This is a genomic window from Solibacillus sp. (assembly GCF_040273735.1).
In the GTDB taxonomy this organism is placed as follows: domain Bacteria; phylum Bacillota; class Bacilli; order Bacillales_A; family Planococcaceae; genus Solibacillus.
In genome coordinates this window covers 1-18858 of record NZ_JBELZM010000001.1, presented here as the reverse complement: position 1 = coordinate 18858, position 18858 = coordinate 1, and the positions used below count along the sequence as shown (strand labels likewise).

At 37.1% G+C, this 18858-nt stretch carries 19 protein-coding genes; 7 read left to right on the top strand and 12 right to left on the bottom strand.

Translation table 11 applies throughout. The annotated features are described in order from the left end of the window. Position 1 precedes the first annotated feature (1 nt). The 5 genes from ABS917_RS00095 to ABS917_RS00075 all read right to left on the bottom strand — a co-directional run bounded on the left by ABS917_RS00095 (position 2) and on the right by ABS917_RS00075 (position 4398). A complete protein-coding gene (locus ABS917_RS00095; protein WP_350477125.1) occupies positions 2–1543 on the bottom strand; it encodes a Ppx/GppA phosphatase family protein in 1542 nt (513 codons plus the stop codon). A gap of 194 nt (positions 1544–1737) precedes the next feature. Then, positions 1738–2643: a chemotaxis protein gene (locus ABS917_RS00090; protein ID WP_350477124.1), complete on the bottom strand. Its 906-nt coding sequence runs from the start codon at positions 2641–2643 to the stop codon at positions 1738–1740. Positions 2644–2736: 93 nt separating this feature from the next. Continuing rightward, the gene (locus tag ABS917_RS00085) at positions 2737–3603 is read right to left on the bottom strand and encodes an NAD(P)-dependent oxidoreductase (RefSeq protein WP_350477123.1); all 867 of its coding nucleotides are present in this window, start codon (positions 3601–3603) and stop codon (positions 2737–2739) included. Between the two features lie 329 nt (positions 3604–3932). After that, the gene (locus ABS917_RS00080) at positions 3933–4118 is read right to left on the bottom strand and encodes an aspartyl-phosphate phosphatase Spo0E family protein (protein ID WP_079524861.1); all 186 of its coding nucleotides are present in this window, start codon (positions 4116–4118) and stop codon (positions 3933–3935) included. 91 nt (positions 4119–4209) lie between these two features. Then, positions 4210–4398 (bottom strand): hypothetical protein, encoded by a 189-nt coding sequence (locus ABS917_RS00075; RefSeq protein ID WP_350477122.1) that lies wholly within the window; start codon positions 4396–4398, stop codon positions 4210–4212. 174 nt (positions 4399–4572) lie between these two features. Between ABS917_RS00075 and ABS917_RS00070 the strand changes: the two genes are divergently transcribed. From ABS917_RS00070 to ABS917_RS00060, 3 genes are all read left to right on the top strand, one after another. Then, positions 4573–4758, top strand: coding sequence for a YkvS family protein (locus ABS917_RS00070; protein ID WP_008403508.1), 186 nt, complete (start codon positions 4573–4575; stop codon positions 4756–4758). 85 nt (positions 4759–4843) lie between these two features. Further along, entirely contained in the window at positions 4844–5455 is a 612-nt protein-coding gene (locus ABS917_RS00065) for a CPBP family intramembrane glutamic endopeptidase (RefSeq protein ID WP_350477121.1), read from the top strand. A 62-nt stretch (positions 5456–5517) separates the two neighbouring features. Next, complete coding sequence (locus ABS917_RS00060) at positions 5518–6249, top strand: chemotaxis protein (protein ID WP_350477120.1); 732 nt, start codon at positions 5518–5520, stop codon at positions 6247–6249. A 45-nt stretch (positions 6250–6294) separates the two neighbouring features. Here the strand turns inward: ABS917_RS00060 and ABS917_RS00055 are convergent, their stop codons facing one another. Beyond that, complete coding sequence (locus tag ABS917_RS00055) at positions 6295–6741, bottom strand: MarR family winged helix-turn-helix transcriptional regulator (RefSeq protein WP_350477119.1); 447 nt, start codon at positions 6739–6741, stop codon at positions 6295–6297. A gap of 298 nt (positions 6742–7039) precedes the next feature. Beyond that, the gene (locus ABS917_RS00050) at positions 7040–8500 is read right to left on the bottom strand and encodes an ATP-binding protein (RefSeq protein ID WP_350477118.1); all 1461 of its coding nucleotides are present in this window, start codon (positions 8498–8500) and stop codon (positions 7040–7042) included. Positions 8501–8664: 164 nt separating this feature from the next. Between ABS917_RS00050 and ABS917_RS00045 the strand changes: the two genes are divergently transcribed. Beyond that, positions 8665–10398: a B12-binding domain-containing radical SAM protein gene (locus ABS917_RS00045; RefSeq protein WP_350477117.1), complete on the top strand. Its 1734-nt coding sequence runs from the start codon at positions 8665–8667 to the stop codon at positions 10396–10398. A gap of 59 nt (positions 10399–10457) precedes the next feature. On the opposite strand, the gene ABS917_RS00040 is transcribed toward ABS917_RS00045, so the two are convergent. Then, the gene (locus tag ABS917_RS00040) at positions 10458–10622 is read right to left on the bottom strand and encodes a hypothetical protein (protein ID WP_350477116.1); all 165 of its coding nucleotides are present in this window, start codon (positions 10620–10622) and stop codon (positions 10458–10460) included. A 142-nt stretch (positions 10623–10764) separates the two neighbouring features. Between ABS917_RS00040 and ABS917_RS00035 the strand changes: the two genes are divergently transcribed. Both ABS917_RS00035 and ABS917_RS00030 read left to right on the top strand, forming a co-directional pair. Then, entirely contained in the window at positions 10765–11052 is a 288-nt protein-coding gene (locus tag ABS917_RS00035; RefSeq protein WP_350477115.1) for a transposase, read from the top strand. Positions 11053–11300: 248 nt separating this feature from the next. Further along, positions 11301–11564: a translation initiation factor 2 gene (locus ABS917_RS00030; RefSeq protein WP_350477114.1), complete on the top strand. Its 264-nt coding sequence runs from the start codon at positions 11301–11303 to the stop codon at positions 11562–11564. A 436-nt stretch (positions 11565–12000) separates the two neighbouring features. Here the strand turns inward: ABS917_RS00030 and ABS917_RS00025 are convergent, their stop codons facing one another. The 4 genes from ABS917_RS00025 to ABS917_RS00010 all read right to left on the bottom strand — a co-directional run bounded on the left by ABS917_RS00025 (position 12001) and on the right by ABS917_RS00010 (position 18509). Continuing rightward, positions 12001–12174: a hypothetical protein gene (locus tag ABS917_RS00025; RefSeq protein ID WP_350477113.1), complete on the bottom strand. Its 174-nt coding sequence runs from the start codon at positions 12172–12174 to the stop codon at positions 12001–12003. A 678-nt stretch (positions 12175–12852) separates the two neighbouring features. Next, complete coding sequence (locus tag ABS917_RS00020; RefSeq protein ID WP_350477112.1) at positions 12853–14202, bottom strand: TrkH family potassium uptake protein; 1350 nt, start codon at positions 14200–14202, stop codon at positions 12853–12855. 104 nt (positions 14203–14306) lie between these two features. Continuing rightward, entirely contained in the window at positions 14307–15071 is a 765-nt protein-coding gene (locus ABS917_RS00015; protein ID WP_350477111.1) for a TerC family protein, read from the bottom strand. 390 nt (positions 15072–15461) lie between these two features. After that, on the bottom strand, positions 15462–18509 hold the full coding sequence (locus tag ABS917_RS00010) for an efflux RND transporter permease subunit (RefSeq protein WP_350477110.1): 3048 nt from the start codon (positions 18507–18509) through the stop codon (positions 15462–15464). 217 nt (positions 18510–18726) lie between these two features. Between ABS917_RS00010 and ABS917_RS00005 the strand changes: the two genes are divergently transcribed. Beyond that, a partial coding sequence (locus ABS917_RS00005) for an NRDE family protein (protein ID WP_350477459.1) occupies positions 18727–18858 on the top strand: 132 nt, incomplete at its 3' end.

Below are 18858 nucleotides of genomic sequence, written 5' to 3'. Positions count from 1 at the left end.
ATCACCCCTGCCTTTCTTCCTTGAACTCAAGTTTTACATCGCCTTTGAAAACGCGTTCGATATGCTTTTTCTGTTTTTCCGCCTGAGCCATTTCAGCTATTGCCCGCTCAGAAGTCAGTACTTCTATGTGAAATTGGTTATTAACTTTTTCAATCGCAACATTTTTAACGACATTGCGCTTCGTCATATTCAAGGCGTAAACAAATTTCAAAATCGCGCCAAAATCGCGCAGCTTTTTAAATTCTTCTTTTGAAATCCAAGAATCAAACGGCCGTGCAAAACGCAAAAAGTAATCACGGTTTTTATATGATGCCAGCAATGCCAGTTTAACCCGATTAATATGGGACATGCCTGGTATTGATTGATTGGAAACTAAATAAAATGTGTGCTGGCTGGACGAATCCAGCTCGATATATTCTCCGATCCCATAAACTTTTGCGGCTTTCTTTAATAGCTGTAAATCTGTTTCACTATATTCAAATAGCTTTAAATTAATACAGGCCCGGTATAATTGTTCTGTCAATGATTCCAGTGTTTGTACTTCCTCTTCCGTACGTCCATAGGCTAATGCTAGCTGCCGGCCACTTTCTTCAAAAACATTGTATTTGTCATAGGCTTGAGGATTCCCTTGCAAGACACGGCTAATAATGAGCCCTTCCCGTAACCCCTTTTTACTGACCTGAAAAGAATTTGAATTTACAGTAGACAGGAGCGCCATAAAAACTTCCAATGCCGGAACAATAATATCGGCCCGGTCTGAAGAAAGACCATCTAGCTGTCTTAAGTTATCGTACGAAAATTCTGTCAAATAGTCGCACAGTTGTTGTAAGTCATTCACCTTCATTTCATATTGATGTACACCAGACAGTGGATAGCCTATTTTTTGCTGATGAACTTGGGCAATATTACGTGCGCTTCCCCCGATTGCAATAACCGGTAATTCCATATCAACTATCCATTTCAATGAGCTAAATTGTTCCTTTACAAACGCACGCAGCTTCTCACGCTCACTTTTATTAATAATCGTACCGCTTACGAACTTTTGCTTTAAGGAAACTGTACCAAATGGAAAGCTGATTGTTTTTTGGAGCTTTTTATTGATGAATAACGTAATTTCAGTCGAACCACCTCCAATATCAATCGTCACTGCAGATGGGGTTTCCATTGAATGGGCAACTGCAACAAATCCGTAATATGCTTCTTCTTCTTCCGTTAAAATATCAATAAGAATACCTGTTTCTTCTTTCATACGGGTAATAATCTCATCATTATTGATTGCTTGACGTACTGCAGCAGTAGCAGCCGCTTTTACGTCTGTTACATGATAATCGGCCAATATTAAGCGGAATGATTTTAATGTCTCAGCCAATAGCTGAATGCCCTCTTCGGACATTTCACCATTAGGCAGTAAATATGTGCGCAGGCGGGCTACGGTTTTAATATTTCCGAATTCCCTTAGCCCTTCATTTTTATTATAGGAGTATAGTACAAGTCTAATCGTGTTAGAACCAATATCGATAATGGCTGTCTTAATTTTTTTCATAATACGCTTCACTTCCTTCTGAATACCTTTGTATTCTTTTACCCTCTTTTTAGCGTTTTCAAGAAAAGTTGCACTACATTTTTTTCAGTGATTACCTTTTTAATTTAAAAAAAGCCGGAATAACTTTTTCAAGTATCCGGCTTTGACATTATTTTATACATTTTAAAACAATGCATCAATTATTAGATAATTTTTTACAGAATCAACTTATCCATGCGTAAAATCAGCTCTGCAATTTCCGGTTTCGAAATTTGCTCTTCCGCTCCTACCTGTTCGCCTTTATGGCGTAAATCATCAGTAATCAGACTAGAAAAAATTATGACCGGAAGCTTTTGCAGATCAGGATGTGATTTAATTTTCTTAGTTAAATGGTGTCCGTCCATTTGTGGCATTTCAATATCTGTAATAACTAGCTGTACATGTTTTTCAATTTGTTTATCTGCTTTCGCCAGCGCTTCCAAATATTCGTATGCATCACGGCCGTTTTCGAAGAACTCCGTATTCACATAGCCTGCTTCAATCATCGTATCGAACAGCAGTTTACGTAATAACGGTGAATCTTCTGCAATAATGACTTTCTTTTCAGTGCGTTCACGCTTGCCAAGTTTCTTAACAGCATCCACACTAATACTAGATTCAGGATTAATGTCAACCATGATTCGTTCAAAGTCCAGTAGTAAAATCATTTCATCTTGAGACTTGATTACGCCAATCACCTGTGATGATCCACCCTGATACATATCTGAAGGTTTTTCAATCTGATCCCAGGAAATACGGTGAATTTGTGTAACATTATCCACATGGAACACAACACGTTGCTTATTAAATTCCGCCACAATATATTTTTGCTGCGGGTTTCGGTTTTCTGTAGGTATGCCTAATACTTTCAACATATCTACAACCGGCAATACTTCCCCACGCAATTGAATTATGCCTTCAACATGTGGATGTACATGTGGAATAAATGTCACTGGTATTGGCTGAATAATCTCTTTTACTTTAATTACATTTATACCGAACTTATTATTCGCCACCTCAAATTCAACAATTTCAAGCTCATTTGTTCCACTTTCTAGTAAAATCCCTTTCTGATTTTCCACTACATGCCTCTCCTTCCAAACTGCCACGCTTACAATAATCCCATTGTATCATAAGAACTATTTATCTACTATCTATTATTATACCCTTTGTACTCATTCATAATACTTGATTAATGCTTGTGTCCCATTATCCCCATAGCCTTCTGCAAGTAACTGATCGTACATAGATTTCGCCAAAGTTAAGCCTGGTAGCTGGAGATTCATGCGCTCCGCTTCATCAAGCGCAATCTTCATATCTTTAATAATATGTTTAATGTAAAAGCCCGGCTCTAGATTTCCCTTCAGCATACGCGGAGCAAGATTGGATAGCGACCATGACCCTGCTGCCCCTGCTGTTATCGAACGAAGAACTTCTTCCATCGCTAGTCCTGCTTTTAAACCATAAGCCATCGACTCGCAAACACCAATCATGCCTGATGCAATTGCAATCTGATTACACATTTTCGTATGTTGCCCGCTGCCTGCAACTCCTTGGTAAACAATATTTTGTCCAAACAGTTCGAAAATCGGCTGCATTTTTTCAAATACCTCTTTGTCGCCCCCAACCATAAGCGATAATGTACCATTTTTCGCTCCGATGTCTCCTCCTGATACAGGTGCGTCGAGACTACGCAATCCACGCTCACTTGCTTCGTGATAAAGCTTTTTCGCAAGCGTCGGTTCGGACGTCGTCATATCGATGACAATCGCACCTTTTTTCGCTACCGAGAAAATACCGTTCTCACCAATATAAACTTCTTCGACATCTTTTGGATAGCCAACCATCGTAAAGATAATATCCTGCTCTTTACTTGCTTGTGCTGGTGTTTCCGCCCAATTCGCGCCTGCAGCAATAAGATCCGCAGCTTTGCTTTTCGTTCTTGTATAAATTGTTACTTCATGTCCGGCATTCAGCAAATGTATAACAATGCTAGCCCCCATTACGCCAGTACCGATAAACCCTATTTTTTTCGATTCCATATGTATGCCCCTTTAGTATTTTCTTTTATTTTAACAAAATCAGAGAGAACTTCAATGTCAGTTTATTTCAACAATTCAAAATTAAATATATTTATCTTCATTAATTAGGATAATTTTATACTTGGACAAGTTCATCAATTGGAGAATTTTTTTAGGAATATTTAAAGGAGTTGAATGAATAAATTTAAATTTCGTGCATATATAAAAAAAGAGAGCAGTAGCGTTGGTCCGCTTCTACTCTAAAGGGGGAAATGAGAATGTTGCTGTGTTCAAAATTACTCTTCCCTTCTCATCACTGTTTTAAACATAAAATTTATAATTTTTTTAATTTAATGTTTATAAAACAGATGTGCACTTCTCGATTGATTAAAAGCATTCATTAGATTGTCTACTTGGACGCTTAGCTGGAGCGTTTTGTCACTTCGTAAACCATTCTCTAAACCCGATTGAATCATTTGTTTACGCTTTTCTTCAATTTCCAAAAGTAGTGCCTCATTCGAGATAGGTCTACCCAATTTGTTACCTCCTTTTTTTAGTCCATTACCATTATTATACCCATATTGTAATCTTTTTACAAAATAATCATTATTCAAAATTCGACACTATTTAAGATCTTGAATTTTCGGAAAATGTATAAATTACATCCCCGCCTTGTTTCGCCTCACCACGGAAGTTTTTAAATTGTTCATCTTTAATAAGGTGTTCGCGAAACTGAAGAAATTCCTCTTTTTTTATAATCACAGATTGTAATTCACCATGACGCAACTGATCGAGAATATTTTTATAGTCTGTCATATGGATCCCTCTTTCCATTTTTTATATGTATAAATCCAATATATCAAACTCTTAATCGAAAATATATTCCAAATAAAACCTAGCAAATTAATAAAATTATTCAAACTAATTGAATTTTGTAGTATAATTTCAAGCAAACTGTTAATTAGTAGTCGATGAAGGGACTGACTGTGTATGAAAATTGCGGAAGTTGGAAATATAATCGAGTTTAAAGACGGCTTAAAAGGAGTCGTTGAAAAAGTGAATGAGAATTCCGTCATCGTTGATATAACGATTATGGATAATTTTCATGATTTAGAAATGGAAGAAAAAACAGTTGTTAATCACAAACGGTATAAAATATTAGCTAATAACGAATAATTTAATGCAAATTACCCTTTTTAACATTGATATGATGATAAAAAGGGTAATTTTTGTTACGATACGTAAGGGGAGGTTGAAGCTATTGAAAAACAGAAAACAAATCATTACACTCCTTCTGGCATTAGTTTTTATTTTCAGCATGATGTTTTTTACATTTTATGAAAAATCGATTTTCTGGTATTTATATGCCTTTACATTACTAGTTGGAATTGCAATCAGTTTAGTGGCAGGTAAATTTGAAGACCGAATCCCAACATGGCAATATTTGATTTACGGTATTGGGTACGGGACAATTACGTATGGTATTGTAAAACTCGGTTATATGTTAATGCCTTATCTCGATAAAAACGCTGCAAAGGATATAACGCAGTTTTTGGATATATATGGACCTCAAAATATTTTCCATTACTTAATGCTCATTTTTATAGTAGCCGTAGGGGAAGAAATGTTCTGGCGAGGTTATGTTCAGCAGCAATTAAAACAATTCACATCGCCTTTCTGGGCTGTCGTAATTACTTCAATGCTGTTTTCACTGTCTCTCGCTATCAGCGGGTTTCTGCCAGGTGCTCTCGCAGCTATTGTTGCTGGTATTCTTTGGGGAGCGTTATATGAATGGAAAAAAAGTTTACCGTTAATTATCGTTACCCATATTGTCTTTGTTTTACTATTATTTTTAGTTTTACCATTATTCTGATACAATTAAAGCAGAAACTTATCTTTCTAAATTCCGTCTATACATGTAAAAGGGGGATCCATATGAAGAAAACAATTTATCAAGTCGGTGCCGTAGTTATTTTATCTGCATTTTTGGCAGCTTGTAATACTGATACAGACGAGCCTACAACAACAAATGCATCAAAAGAAGAACCTACCGAAACAGAACAAGTGCAAAACGAAGAACAGCAAGAAACAAACGAGACGAATGAGACAAACGAAACGGATGACTCTTCATCAGAACCAAAAGAAGAAGAAGCTACTGAGCCATCTGAAGAAACAAAAGCTGAACAAGAAGATAAAGCTGATAATACTACATTGACTTACATTTCAAATGGCCAGACATTTGAAGAAAAAGTAGTAACTTCAACAAGTGATGAAATGAATTACACGATTCAGCATTTAGAAAACTATACACTTACATCAGAAGAACCAGGTGTCGACAGTTTATTAAATAATGCTGATGAAGCTACATCAATGCAGATTGAAGTAGTGAAAAAAGAAGATGTAACTTTTGATCAGCTAAAAGAATCTGCAAAGGAAACAATTTCTGCCATTGCACCTGAAAGCACGAAAGATCTGGATTTATCTTCAACTTTGTCAGAGCGTAAGGAAATTTTAAATATTGTTGGATATGAGGCTTTATTAGAGGATGAAAAGATTGTAAAAGTTGTAATTGAACGAGAAAATCTGTTTGTTACGTTAACAATTTACGATAGTATCCAAGCGGACTTAACTGACGCCTTTTTACAAATGGGCTTAACAATTCAATAATTACCAAAAAGGACGCCCGTAAATTAGGAGGCGTCCTTTTCTTGTTTAATAGGATAAATCTTTAATAGATAATCCTAATTTTTTTAATAGCTCAATTGCTGTCTGTTTTTCTTCAACCGATAATGCCCCTAAAAGTTCATGAATTTTCTGTTCATGCTCTGGAAACAGCTTGTCCATAAACTCGGAACCAAGATCGGTAATTTCCGCGTATGTGACGCGACGATCGGTTGGACATGAAACACGTGTTAAGAAATTCCGTTTTTCCAACTTATCAACTACGTAAGTAATTGATCCGCTCGCTAATAAAATTTTGTTCCCGATTTGCTGCAGGGGTTGACGACCTTTATGATATAAAAGTTCTAAAACCGCGAATTCTGTAGGATTCAAACCATTTGCTTGTATAAATTGATTCGTAGCTTCATTTATCGCTTTATGCGCTCTTGATAAAACGATAAATAATTTTAACGATTGCTTTACTTCCTCTGAAGCCATAAAAACCATCCTCTATTTTAAATGATCAATTACGTGTGCGTAATTGCAAAGGATTTAAGGAGACCCACTAGATGGGACTGTCAGCTGTTGTCCATACTGAACACTTTTAGGCTAACTTCCTCTTTAAATTCCCTTTAAATAATCTGTGACATCTGCAAGAAGCTTAGCCAACGTGAGATAGGTACTCAGTCGGAAGCAGTGCTCTTACACTGAATTCTTCAGATTTCAGCAATTGTTCGCGAAATCTGCTTATTGAAGATGTACATATTATAGCGATGGATTGGAAGTTTTGTCAAAATCACTTCGAAATTGCCGCCATTCTAGCCACTCTCATTGAATAAGAAGGAGAAGAATTTAAATATTCAATTTCATTTCGTAAATCAAAATCAATTAAAAACTTAGATCCTGCACCTTGCTCACTTTCAATTTGAAGAGTCCCGTTATGTTCTTTAATGACAGATTGTACAAGCATTAATCCCAATCCAGATCCAGTTTCTTTTGTCGTATAAAAAGGATTTAATGCGTTTTCAATATCGACCGCAGTCATCCCTTTTCCGCTATCCTCTACTGAAAGATGAAGCGTATTTTTGCCTCGGTTAAGTAAACGTACGACAATGTAATTATTCGTATCTAGAGCTTCGATTGCATTTTTCAGCAGATTAATGATCATCTGCATCAGGCGATTATAGTCCCCATTAATCAGGTACTCTACTTTTTCGTCATATTCAAACAAAATCATAGCATTTGATTTCATTGCTAGAGGCTGCATACGCTGAATTGACTGGTCTATAACTTCCTTCATATCAAGCATTTGAAATACTTGTGTCTTTGGTTTAGAAATATTCAGAAGATCTCCTAGCAAATCATCCATACGCTTTAATTCGGATTCCAGAATTTTAAAGTAAGGATATTCCTGCTCATTTAAACTGCTTTTAATCATCTGAATAAAACCTTGGATCGATGTCATAGGATTGCGTATTTCATGGGCAATCGATGCAATATTTTGACCAATAAACGATAAAGATTGCTGATGCTCAATTCTTTTCAGCAGCATCATCTCTTCTGTTTGATCAATAATCGTTGTGACTAATATGCCTAAATTTTCATCTACTTTGCTAATAAAATTCAAATAGACCGTATTTCCATCTTCAGTTTTTCTCATAACAAAAATACTGGCCATTTCCCTGTTTGAAATCTTCTTATAATATTGAGTGATGACTTGGGAATCATACTGGCAATCTTCAAATAGATAATCATAGCTTCGATTTTCTATTTGAGCAGCTTTTCGATCAAGTAAATGTAATGCCATTGCATTACCTGAAATAATCTTTCCGTTCAACATCGTTAATATTACACCTTGTGCCATTCCATCTATTAAATTTTGAAACATAAGTGTTTTACTTTTTTCTTCAAATGAAATGACATTGGAAGGGTTTACTTGTATCCGAGTAAAGATCAGTTGTTTATGTTCTAGAAAATGACCCCAAACTTGAACCGGTATTTTCTGATGGTATTTATTTATTAATGTAAAAGTAGCAGTAGATGTTGAATTTTCATTTACAGAACTTAAAAATCGCTCCCACTCACCACTAAGTTTATCCGCACTTTCCCAAAAGCACTTTGGTAAATGGACTGATTGCAATATTTCTTCCGCCTTACTATTCATAAATTCAATTTTACCTTGGCGGTTCAATATAATGATTTGTTCCTTGGATTGTTGAAAAAGCTCTTCTAACATATAATTCAATTGGCCTTCCACTACACATATTACCCCCAATTTCAAATATTATAGAATTTTCAGAATTGTATACTTACCGTATATTATTTCACATTACTATTTGGAATAAAATGGGTAGATTCTCCCATATTGTTTGTAGCTGTTTACACTGCTACAATAGACTTTATGAAGAGGAGAATAAAATTATGAAAATTATATTAAGTACACTCAATGCAAAATATATTCATACTAATTTAGCGATTCGCTATTTAAAAGCAGCAGCACTGCCTGAATTCGACTGTGAGCTTGCTGAATATACAATTAAAGACCCAGCTTTCAACATCGTATCCGACATTTTCCAAAAGAAACCGGATGTTGTCGGATTCAGCTGTTATATTTGGAATATTAATGAGACGATTGCGGTAATTCGTATGCTAAAAACGGTTTTGCCCAATGTTAAAATTGTATTAGGCGGTCCGGAAGTTTCCTATGATGTCCATGAATGGGTTCGCAAACATGAAGAAATTGACTTCATAATTATGGGTGAAGGTGAAGTTTCATTTAAAGAAATAATTCGCCACTTCAATGGTGAGATTCCTCTCGAAAAAGTGCCGGGCATTTGCTATTTAGAAGAAGGCAAATTAAAAATCCATGCACAGCCACCTAAAATTGATTTGCGGGAAATTGCTACCCCTTTCCGGTTTGAAGAAGATTTACCTCACTTAGGTAAACGGATTCAATATATTGAAACAAGCCGTGGCTGTCCGTTTAGCTGTCAATTCTGCTTATCTTCTATTGAAGTAGGTGTTCGTTATTTCAACCGAGAGAAGATTAAAGAAGATATTCGCTACTTAATGAACAACGGGGCAAAAACGATTAAATTCGTAGACCGTACTTTTAATATTAGTCGCAGCTACGCGATGGAAATGTTCCAGTTTTTAATTGATGAACATCAGCCGGGTGTCGTATTCCAATTCGAAATTACGGCAGATATTATGCGTCCTGAAGTCATCCAATTTTTAAATGACAATGCACCTAAAGGGCTGTTCCGTTTTGAAATCGGTGTCCAGTCAACGAATGACTTAACGAACGACCTTGTAAAACGTCGTCAAAACTTCGAAAAGCTTACTCGTACTGTCACGATGGTAAAAGAAGGCGGCAAAATCGATCAGCATTTGGATTTAATTGCCGGATTGCCAGAAGAGGATTATGCATCATTCCGTAAAACATTTAATGATGTGTTTGCGATGCGCCCAGAAGAGCTGCAACTTGGCTTCCTGAAATTGCTGCGCGGGACAGGTTTACGATTGGAGGCCGAAAAGTACGGCTACACATATGTTGATATTTCGCCATATGAAATTTTCTCAAATAATGTATTAACTTTTGATGATATTGTCCGTATCAAACATGCGGAAGACGTACTGGAAAAGTATTGGAATGCACATCGTATGGATAATACAATTGAATATTTAGTAACAAAAGTATTTGAAACGCCATTCGACTTCTTCCAAAGCTTCGGCACATACTGGGAAACAAAAGGCTGGTCACGTATCGGGCATCAGCTTGAAGATTTATTCCGCCGTTTACTTGAGTTCCTTCAAACGGTCGAGCATGCCGACTTAAAAATGATTACAAGCTTAATGAAATACGACTTCCTGAAAGATCAGCAGTTCCAGCCGCGTAAACTTTGGTGGAATGATCGTCTTTCTGAAGGTGAGATGAAAGATGTCTATGCACGTATTAAAGAAAACCCGTCTCTTGTAGGCAAGGAATTTGAAGCAATGCAGATTACTGAACGCGAATTATTCAAGCATTCTTTAATTATTCCGTTCCACATCGATTTACAAAATTACGAAGTCGGTGCACCAAAAAAGAAAACGGGATATTTATTCACATACTTCCGCAATGGACAACAGCCCTACTTCAGCACATTCAATTAATTCAAAAACGCTGCAAACTCTTAAAATAGAGTAGCAGCGTTTTTTTGTGAACTGAAAACTTATTTGTTCTTCGATTTAGAATCCGTTAGCTTTTTTTCCGGACTATTTTTATATTGTTCTTCTGTTAAATCGTTGTCTTCACGAAGATCCAAATCATCAGGGTTTAATTCTGGTCCAACCTCTTCTTTCATGTTTTGTCGGTCATTCCCTTTCTTTCTTTCCATATATATCACCTCCATTCTATAAATTAACCATTTGGCTATTATATATTCCGCCAACATGGTTAAACAGAGCTGCAGTCAGCCTACTCGTTTTATACCCCAAAAAAGAGGGCATAATTCAAATAACATGAAAGGAGTGCTATTTTTGAAAATATTATTGGTTATTTCAAGCATTGTTGTTCCGCTTATTATGGTTGTGTTAAGAAAGAAAATCAGTAAATCAGCTCTTGTTTTCAATATACTCGCTGTTATTTTTGTCATTATTTTCGGCAGTATTGCGTCAACTTCCATTTATCAGATCATTATTGACGATGCTGTATTTATGACAAAAATCCATGGTCTATTTATAAATGAACTCTTTTTAATTTCCGGTGCATATATAGGAGTTTTTACTATTTACAGACTGATGATTCTCACATTGCAAGAAAAATAGCTGTGCTTAAATAAATTAAAGAACGCCCATTCCCTCAAAGGAAATGGACGTTTTTGCGTATTGCTTAAAATACTTACCCAATAATCCGTATTAACGCGCGAATTAAGTGTTTTCTGTTTATATTCTAACTTCGTCTATTCTCTTCTTAGACATCAATGAGCGATTTCGTTATTTCTATACTCACTCTTATTTAAAAAATACATATTATGCAGTTAGAATCATTCTTTTTTAGTCAGGAGGATATTTAAGTGAATGCCAAAAAAAAATCGGAACAATCTCCAGATTCACAAGAAATCCAAATTGCTAGGCTTGCTTTTATAGGTGCATCCATCGCAACACTAGGTGATGGAATAGCTGCGATTGCTGCCGGTCTTGCATTGGAAGCATTAGAAAAAAAAAGTAACCCAGATCCTCAAAAAACAGGTTCAACGCTACCCCATTCAAAAGATATGCAAAAACAGCTAGATTATCTAATTAATGAATTAGAGCAAATAAAAAAATCGATAAAGTAAGTTAATTGGTATAACTTAGTGACAGAAGGGTTCATGAAATCCGAACAGATGAATCACGCCATGGCATTTCTTGAGTTTTTCATCTTATTCTCATCCTTTACTGTTTTTCGTAATTTTTTAGAACTATACAAACCCATGTGCTATAATGAGCTTGTATAGTTTTGCTGACTTGAGCTTAGGCTTGAGTCTTTTTTTATGTGTACTCACAAAAAAGAAGGAGACCTTATTAATGGAATCGTTAATCGCTTTATTACCGATATTAAGTTTATTTTTCTACATAGCTCCATGCATATTTGTAATTTGGTTTTTGCTTAGAATTCTTAAAATACAGAAAGAAAAGTTACGAGTTCTTAGAAGTATAGATAATAAACTAAATAAGTAGTATTTTTGGATGGGGTCTCCCATCTTTTTTACTGCCGGAAATTCTCAAGGTTACTCATTCTTCGTCATCTAATTGTTTCATTTTATCTAGCATTTGATCTAAAAAGATAAGTTCCATTTGTTTAGCCAATTTTTCTGCGATTCCTAATGAATCAAGACTTTTTTCTATATCTGTAACCTGTTGTTTTATGTGTAATCTTAACTTTTCGTATTTTTCTAATTCACTCACACGATCTCCCCCTCTATGCAAATGTTTTCTACTTATTCTGTTCAAATTATTCATTAAAAACATATAGATTATTCAAGGCGCCTACTGCTTGGTGTTTAGGCAGTATACCCAAAAATCATCCTTTCTTTACTGAATAGTTTGTTCGAATTGAACAGGAATTCCCCTATTAAGACGCCTACATTTACCATTGGCAACTAAATGCACTATTGATAGAATTAAATAATTCTTATCCTTATTTGGAGGTAATTATGGCTGATATAACTGAACAAACTTTAACAACTTTACTTTCGAAACTGACATATAGTCCTTACTATATCCTAATAGTAATATTTTCAGTTACAGCATTGTTTTTCTTAAGAAATGATAAAGGTTTCTCTACAGCAATATATAGAATTAGCGCCTCCTTCTATATCTTCATTTATCTAATAGCAGTTTATTTATACATATTAAAGGGATAAGCAGTTCCTCCACAATTTGCTCATTACCAATTGCCCTATCGATTGTGCTACTAAATCTGCTGCACGTGCAGCTGCTGTACTCTTAGAAGAAAAACTGTTTAAAGGGGGGTACCGATGAATTCCGAAAAGGAGAAATACTTTTATAGAGCTTAGGGGTCTAAAAGGGGTCAAATAACTTTTCAACCCCTCGAAAACCCTGTAAAGCTTTGTCTTTTAAAAACTATCCAATAATGATCCGTTCCTTCGGGTAATGGTACTTCTTCTTCTGGGCGGATCCGCCGATTGAATACAGGAAAGAAATGAGTCCTACACGCCCTACAAACATGAGCACCATAATGACCATTTTTCCGAATGCTGTTAAGTCCCCTGTTATACCAAGCGACATCCCGCAAGTTCCGAACGCTGAAGTAATTTCAAATATGACTTCCATCATCGTTGCCTGCGTTTCTGTAATAAACAATACCATTGCAGCGCCGAGCACCATAATAATCGCGAAAATCAGTACCGCAAACGAGCGGTATACATCGATTACATGAATTTCCCGGTTAAAAATTTGAATTTCCGACTGCCCGCGGGAAAATGCGATCAAAAATAAAATGACAATCGCAAATGTTGTTGTGCGGATTCCGCCTCCAACAGAACTTGGTGATGCTCCGATAAACATTAGCGCACTCATAAAGAGCTGTGTTGCCTCATTAAACGATGTTACGTCAAAGGTCGTTAATCCGGCCGATCTAGTGGAAACCGATTGAAACATGGCTGTAAACGCCGCCTCATGCCATCGCATCCCTTTAAACGACTGGAAAGATTCAATAATGAAAATAACAACTGAGCCAAAAACAAATAAGGCAACATACGTGAATGTCGTAACCTTTGTAAATAAGCTAAAGCGAAATGCCGGATCCTTTTTTGTTAAATAGGCCTTCACTTCAATTAATACAGGAAAACCGATTGCTCCCAGGAAGATTAAGATCATACAAACAAATTGGATGAAATAGTCGTGGTGAAACGGCAGCAAACTCATTCCCGTAATATCAAAACCTCCATTGGTTGTTGCAGAAATTGACGCAAACACTCCATTGATCGCCGCTTCTTCCCATGTCGCAAAATAACGCTTAAAATGAACCGTTAATATAAAGGCACCTGTAAATTCAATCATAAACAGCAGCTTGGCAATTTGACGAATTAATGCAACAACACCCGATAAATTATACTGGTTATGGTCAATCATGATGAGCTGACGTTCACGCATACCGATTTTCTTTCCAAACAACAGCCATAAAAAAGTACCGATGGACATAATCCCGATCGCACCAAATTGCAGGATCAGCAAAATCATGGCAAGCCCAAAGCTACTGTAGGTTTCTGCAACAGTAACAGTCGTTAAGCCAGTTACACTAACCGCACTAACTGCGGTAAACAGACTATCTAAAAACGATACGTGTACGCCTTCCAAATGTACCCCAGGAAGACGCAGCAATAAAAAAGAAATTAGAATGGCTACAGAATAATAAGTGATTAAAATTTGGAAAGGCGTGATTTTCCGCTTTTCGAACTTTTTAAAAGGCATATATTGGCCTCCGATAATTGATTACATTTTTTCTAGTATAATGAATAACACGAAAAATGAAAAGAAGATACTTCTAATAGTTGAAGTATCTCCTAAATCATTTATTATTCTGCTTTTGCTTTTTTGTTTTTGTACACACTTACTAAATAGCCGCCCACTGCAAGTCCAAGGAGCACGACCCAGAAAATGGTTTTCCATGTTGTAGAATGAGGGAAATGCGGGTCGATAATGGCTAAGTTCTCATGTCCTAACGCCAATACAGCCAATTTGACACCTACCCAACCTACAATTAGAAAGGCCGCAGTTTCCAATGTCGGATAGTCGTTTAACAGTTTAACAAACATTTGTGCCGCGAATCGCATAATGACTAGCCCAATAAAGCCACCAAGGAACATAACAGCAAATGGACCGGCATTAATTCCGCCAACATGGTAATCACTAATATGCGGTAATGTCATGGCAATAGCTACTGCTGCAAGCATTGAGTCGATCGCAAACGCAATATCCGCCAGCTCTACTTTTAACACTGTCATCCAGAAACCGGAACCTTTACCTTCTTTAATTTCCGAATCTTCATCCTGCTTTTTAAAGTGATTATCATATAGATGTTTTATGGATATGAATAATAGGTAAGCCGCACCAAGCGCTTGAATTTCCCAGTATTTCGCTAAGAACGTAATAAGGAACAGTGCGATGAAACGGAATACGAACGCACCGAATAATCCGTAAAATAATGCCTTTTTCTGTTGTTCTTTCGGTAAATGTTTAACCATTACTGCCATTACAACTGCATTATCTGCAGCTAACAGCCCTTCAAGGAATACTAATACAAGTAAGACCCATGCGTATTCTAATAAAATTGCTTCCATGAAATTTCTCCTCCTTATTATTTACTTGTACCCAATAAATTAGGCGTTAATAATGTAAATTTGAACAAATACCCTTTTTAGCCAAAAAAGAAAAGACCTCTGCCTATGTAATATAGGCAAAGGTCTTGCTAAGCACATAATGCTATCACACCCGATGGCTCCTAACCATGTAATGACGAATGTGAAGTAAGTACATTTAAATATAGCGCTTATCTAAAACGACAGGCTGCTACTTAAATCTCTTATAGCTACTCCCCTTTGACAAATGTCAATTGGATATTCAATTCAATATTATATTGCTATTTTACCGATAACATCACGAAAAATCAAACCATTCTTTTAGAATTCATCAAAATTTTACATAACGATCTATAGATACTTCTTACTGATCTATTGTTTTGCTTCCTTTTCAATCAAGCTGTAAATGATCGGTACGATAAATAACGTTAGAATTGTTGAACTGATCAGCCCTCCAATAACGACAACCGCCATTGGCTGATTCATTTCTGTCCCTTCGCCAATTCCCAACGCTAATGGTAACAATCCTAAAATAGTCGTCAGAGCCGTCATTAAAATCGGTCTCATACGATCTTGCGCGCCAGTAATAATAGCATCGTGTATATTTAATCCGAGCTGTCGTTTTTGATTAATATAATCAATTAGCACAATGCCGTTATTCACGACAATCCCTACTAGTATAAGGATTCCGATAATGGCTGTGACGCCGAGCAATGTATTTGTTACAAATAATGAAACAGCAACACCGATTATCATGAGCGGAACACTGAACATCATAACAAACGGCAGTTTGAATGATTCGAATTGAGCACCCATTACTAGATAAATAAGAATGACTGCCAGCAGAATGGCCAAAATCATATCTTGTTTTGCACTGTCGAATAGTTCACGGTCACCGCCAAAAACAATTTTCGATGTTGCGGGAATACCGCCTTCTTCAATCGCCTCATCCACTTTTTGGGAAATGCCGCTAAGGGATTCGGACGTATTGTATTTTACAAATACTGCAACGGCCGATGCTTGATCCGATCTCCGAATAGCCGTTAGGGTTTCTTTTATTTCAATCGTTGCCAGCTGCTGCAGTTCGACAAACACACCGGCATTTGTTCGAAGCTTCATCGTTTTAAGTGCTTCTACATCTTCGCGGTACGCTTTTCCGAAACCTGTATATACTCCAAGTACTTCACCATCTTCGGCTATAATCTGCGTTGTAAATGCGCCTCGTGTCATCATATTGATGGTTTGTGCGATTTGTGCGGGCATTAACCCATATTGAAGTGCATCATCACGATTTACTTCAATTTGAATTTCCTCTTTCACTTCATCCAAGTCAGTCGTTACCTCAATAACAGAATCAATCTTTGCAACACGTTGCTGGATGGAAGCGACCGTTTTTTTCAGCTGAGGCTCATTGCTGTCTGTCACACGGAATGTTAAGGAGTTCGGTGTTGATCCGGAAGAAGATGACAGTGAAAAATTCACTTCTGCACGCTCTCCGATCTCCTGCTGTACTTGTTTTTCAAACTTCTCAACAAACTCAAAAATGGAGCGGTCTCGTTCAGCTAATTCAACGAGCTTAACTGAAATCTCTCCTTCATTTTGTTCACTAGTACCTCGCGATAAAGATTGCTGATTTCCTCCAATTAAACTGACCACTACATCAACTTCTTCATAATCCTTCGCCATCTCCTCGATTTCCGAAACAATTTGTTCTGTTTTCTCAACTGTCGCACTGTTTGGAAGCTCGACGGACAAGGAAACAAACCCTTCATCTGTCGGCGGCAAAAACTCAGTACCTGTTTTATATAATGTATATCCGGATATACCTACCAAGACGATTGTGATTGTTAAAATAAGGGCCCGTCTCTTTAAACCCCATTTTAGTGCTTTCGAATAATTTCGATACAGCCAAGATTCCTGACGCTTCTTCACTACGGTCGAAGGTTTTGTACGTAAGAAACGGCTGGCCAGCATCGGAACAACTGTTAATGCCACAAAAAGAGAAGCAATCAAACTAAATGAAATCGTCAATGCGAACTCTACAAATATTTGTCCGATTAACCCGCTTATAAAAATGACCGGTACAAAGACCGCAATCGTCGTGACAGTAGAAGCGGTAATTGCTAAAGCAACTTCCTTTGTTCCATTAACTGCTGCTTCTTTCGGATTCTCCCCGAGCTCCAAATGGCGCTCAATATTTTCTATTACGACAATCGCATTATCCACAAGCATCCCGATTCCAAGTGCAAGGGCTCCCAATGTCATAATGTTTAGGGAAAAATCCGCAAAAAACATAAGCACAAACGTTACGATAACTGAATAAGGAATCGCGATACCAATAATAAGCGGACTTTTTATTCCGGATAAAAAGACGAAAAGCACAAGCATTGCAAACAGGCCGCCAAAAATAAGCGAGGAGCTAATATTGCCGATCGCCAATCGTACATAGTCCCCCTGGTCAAATAAAATGGTCGCTTCGATTCCATCATATTGGGGCTCATCTAATAATTGTCCGAGCTCCTTCTGAAAAGTTTCGGAAACATTTGCGGTATTTGCTCCGGACTCCTGCAAGACCGATATTAGTACAGCCTGCTGGTCATTGGCCCTTGTAATTGTGTTCGTTTCCTGCTCTTTACGCTCTACGTTTGCTATATCCTGAACTTTTATTGCTTTACCTGTTAACGGATTGACCGAAAGCACAACATTCGCTATTTCTTCAGGACTTGTAAACAAGCTGACTACTCGAGTTGTTAACAACTGATTCTCTTTTGTACTTAGCTCTGCACCCGGCATTGAAATATTACTCGACTGGATAATTTGCATAACATCATTTTGCGTTAAGTTATTTTGTTCAAGCTTCTGCGCATCAAGCTCAATCTGTATTTCTTCTACTATTTCGCCGGAGACGGTTACACTGGCTACCCCTTCAGTCCGCTGCAATTCCTGTTCAAGTGATTCGGCGATTTGTCGGATATCGACTTCTTCACTTTCTGCCGACAGTGCCAATTGAATAATCGGAAATTGCGAAGGATCAAACTTCAAAAAGCTCGGCCTGCCCGCATCTTCAGGAAGAGGGACAAGATCAATACGCTGTAAGATGTCCGTTTGAACATCATCCATATTCGTAGACCAATCAAATTCCAATATAATCAAATTTGAACTTTCCAGCGATGTCGACTGCACCCTTTTAATCCCCGGCAATGTCGCCAGGGAGGCTTCAAGCGGTTTTGTCACTTTTTCGTTTACTTCTATAGGACTTGCACCCGGATAGCTTGTCACAACAACTCCAATCGGCGGATTTAAATCGGGTATTAACGTAACTGGTATTTTAAATAATGAAACTGCGCCGAGTATTAGCACGAAAATCATTGAAACAATTGTAAAAACCGGGCGTTTTATTGAAAACTTGCTTATATTCATCGGTGGAAAGTCCTTTCAATTTGTGTTTATATTAATTAAAATTCGTGTAGAGCTATCTTTTTCCCTTTTATCATTTGACAAAAACTTACGTTATTACAGCAAAATGTTACAAAAAATCATACAAGGCAGGCACGATTTTAGCGGTTTATATCGTAAGATCCAGTGATTTTTTTGGCTGGATAGCCTTGCCTACTACTTAAGCTACGGGGGTCCATTTATGTGTTTAATTGCATTTTCCTTTAAAGTCAATCCATCATATCCACTCATCATCGTTGCAAATCGTGACGAATTTTATGACCGTCCGACAGCGGCCGCCCATTTTTGGGAAGATGAACCTGATATATTAGCT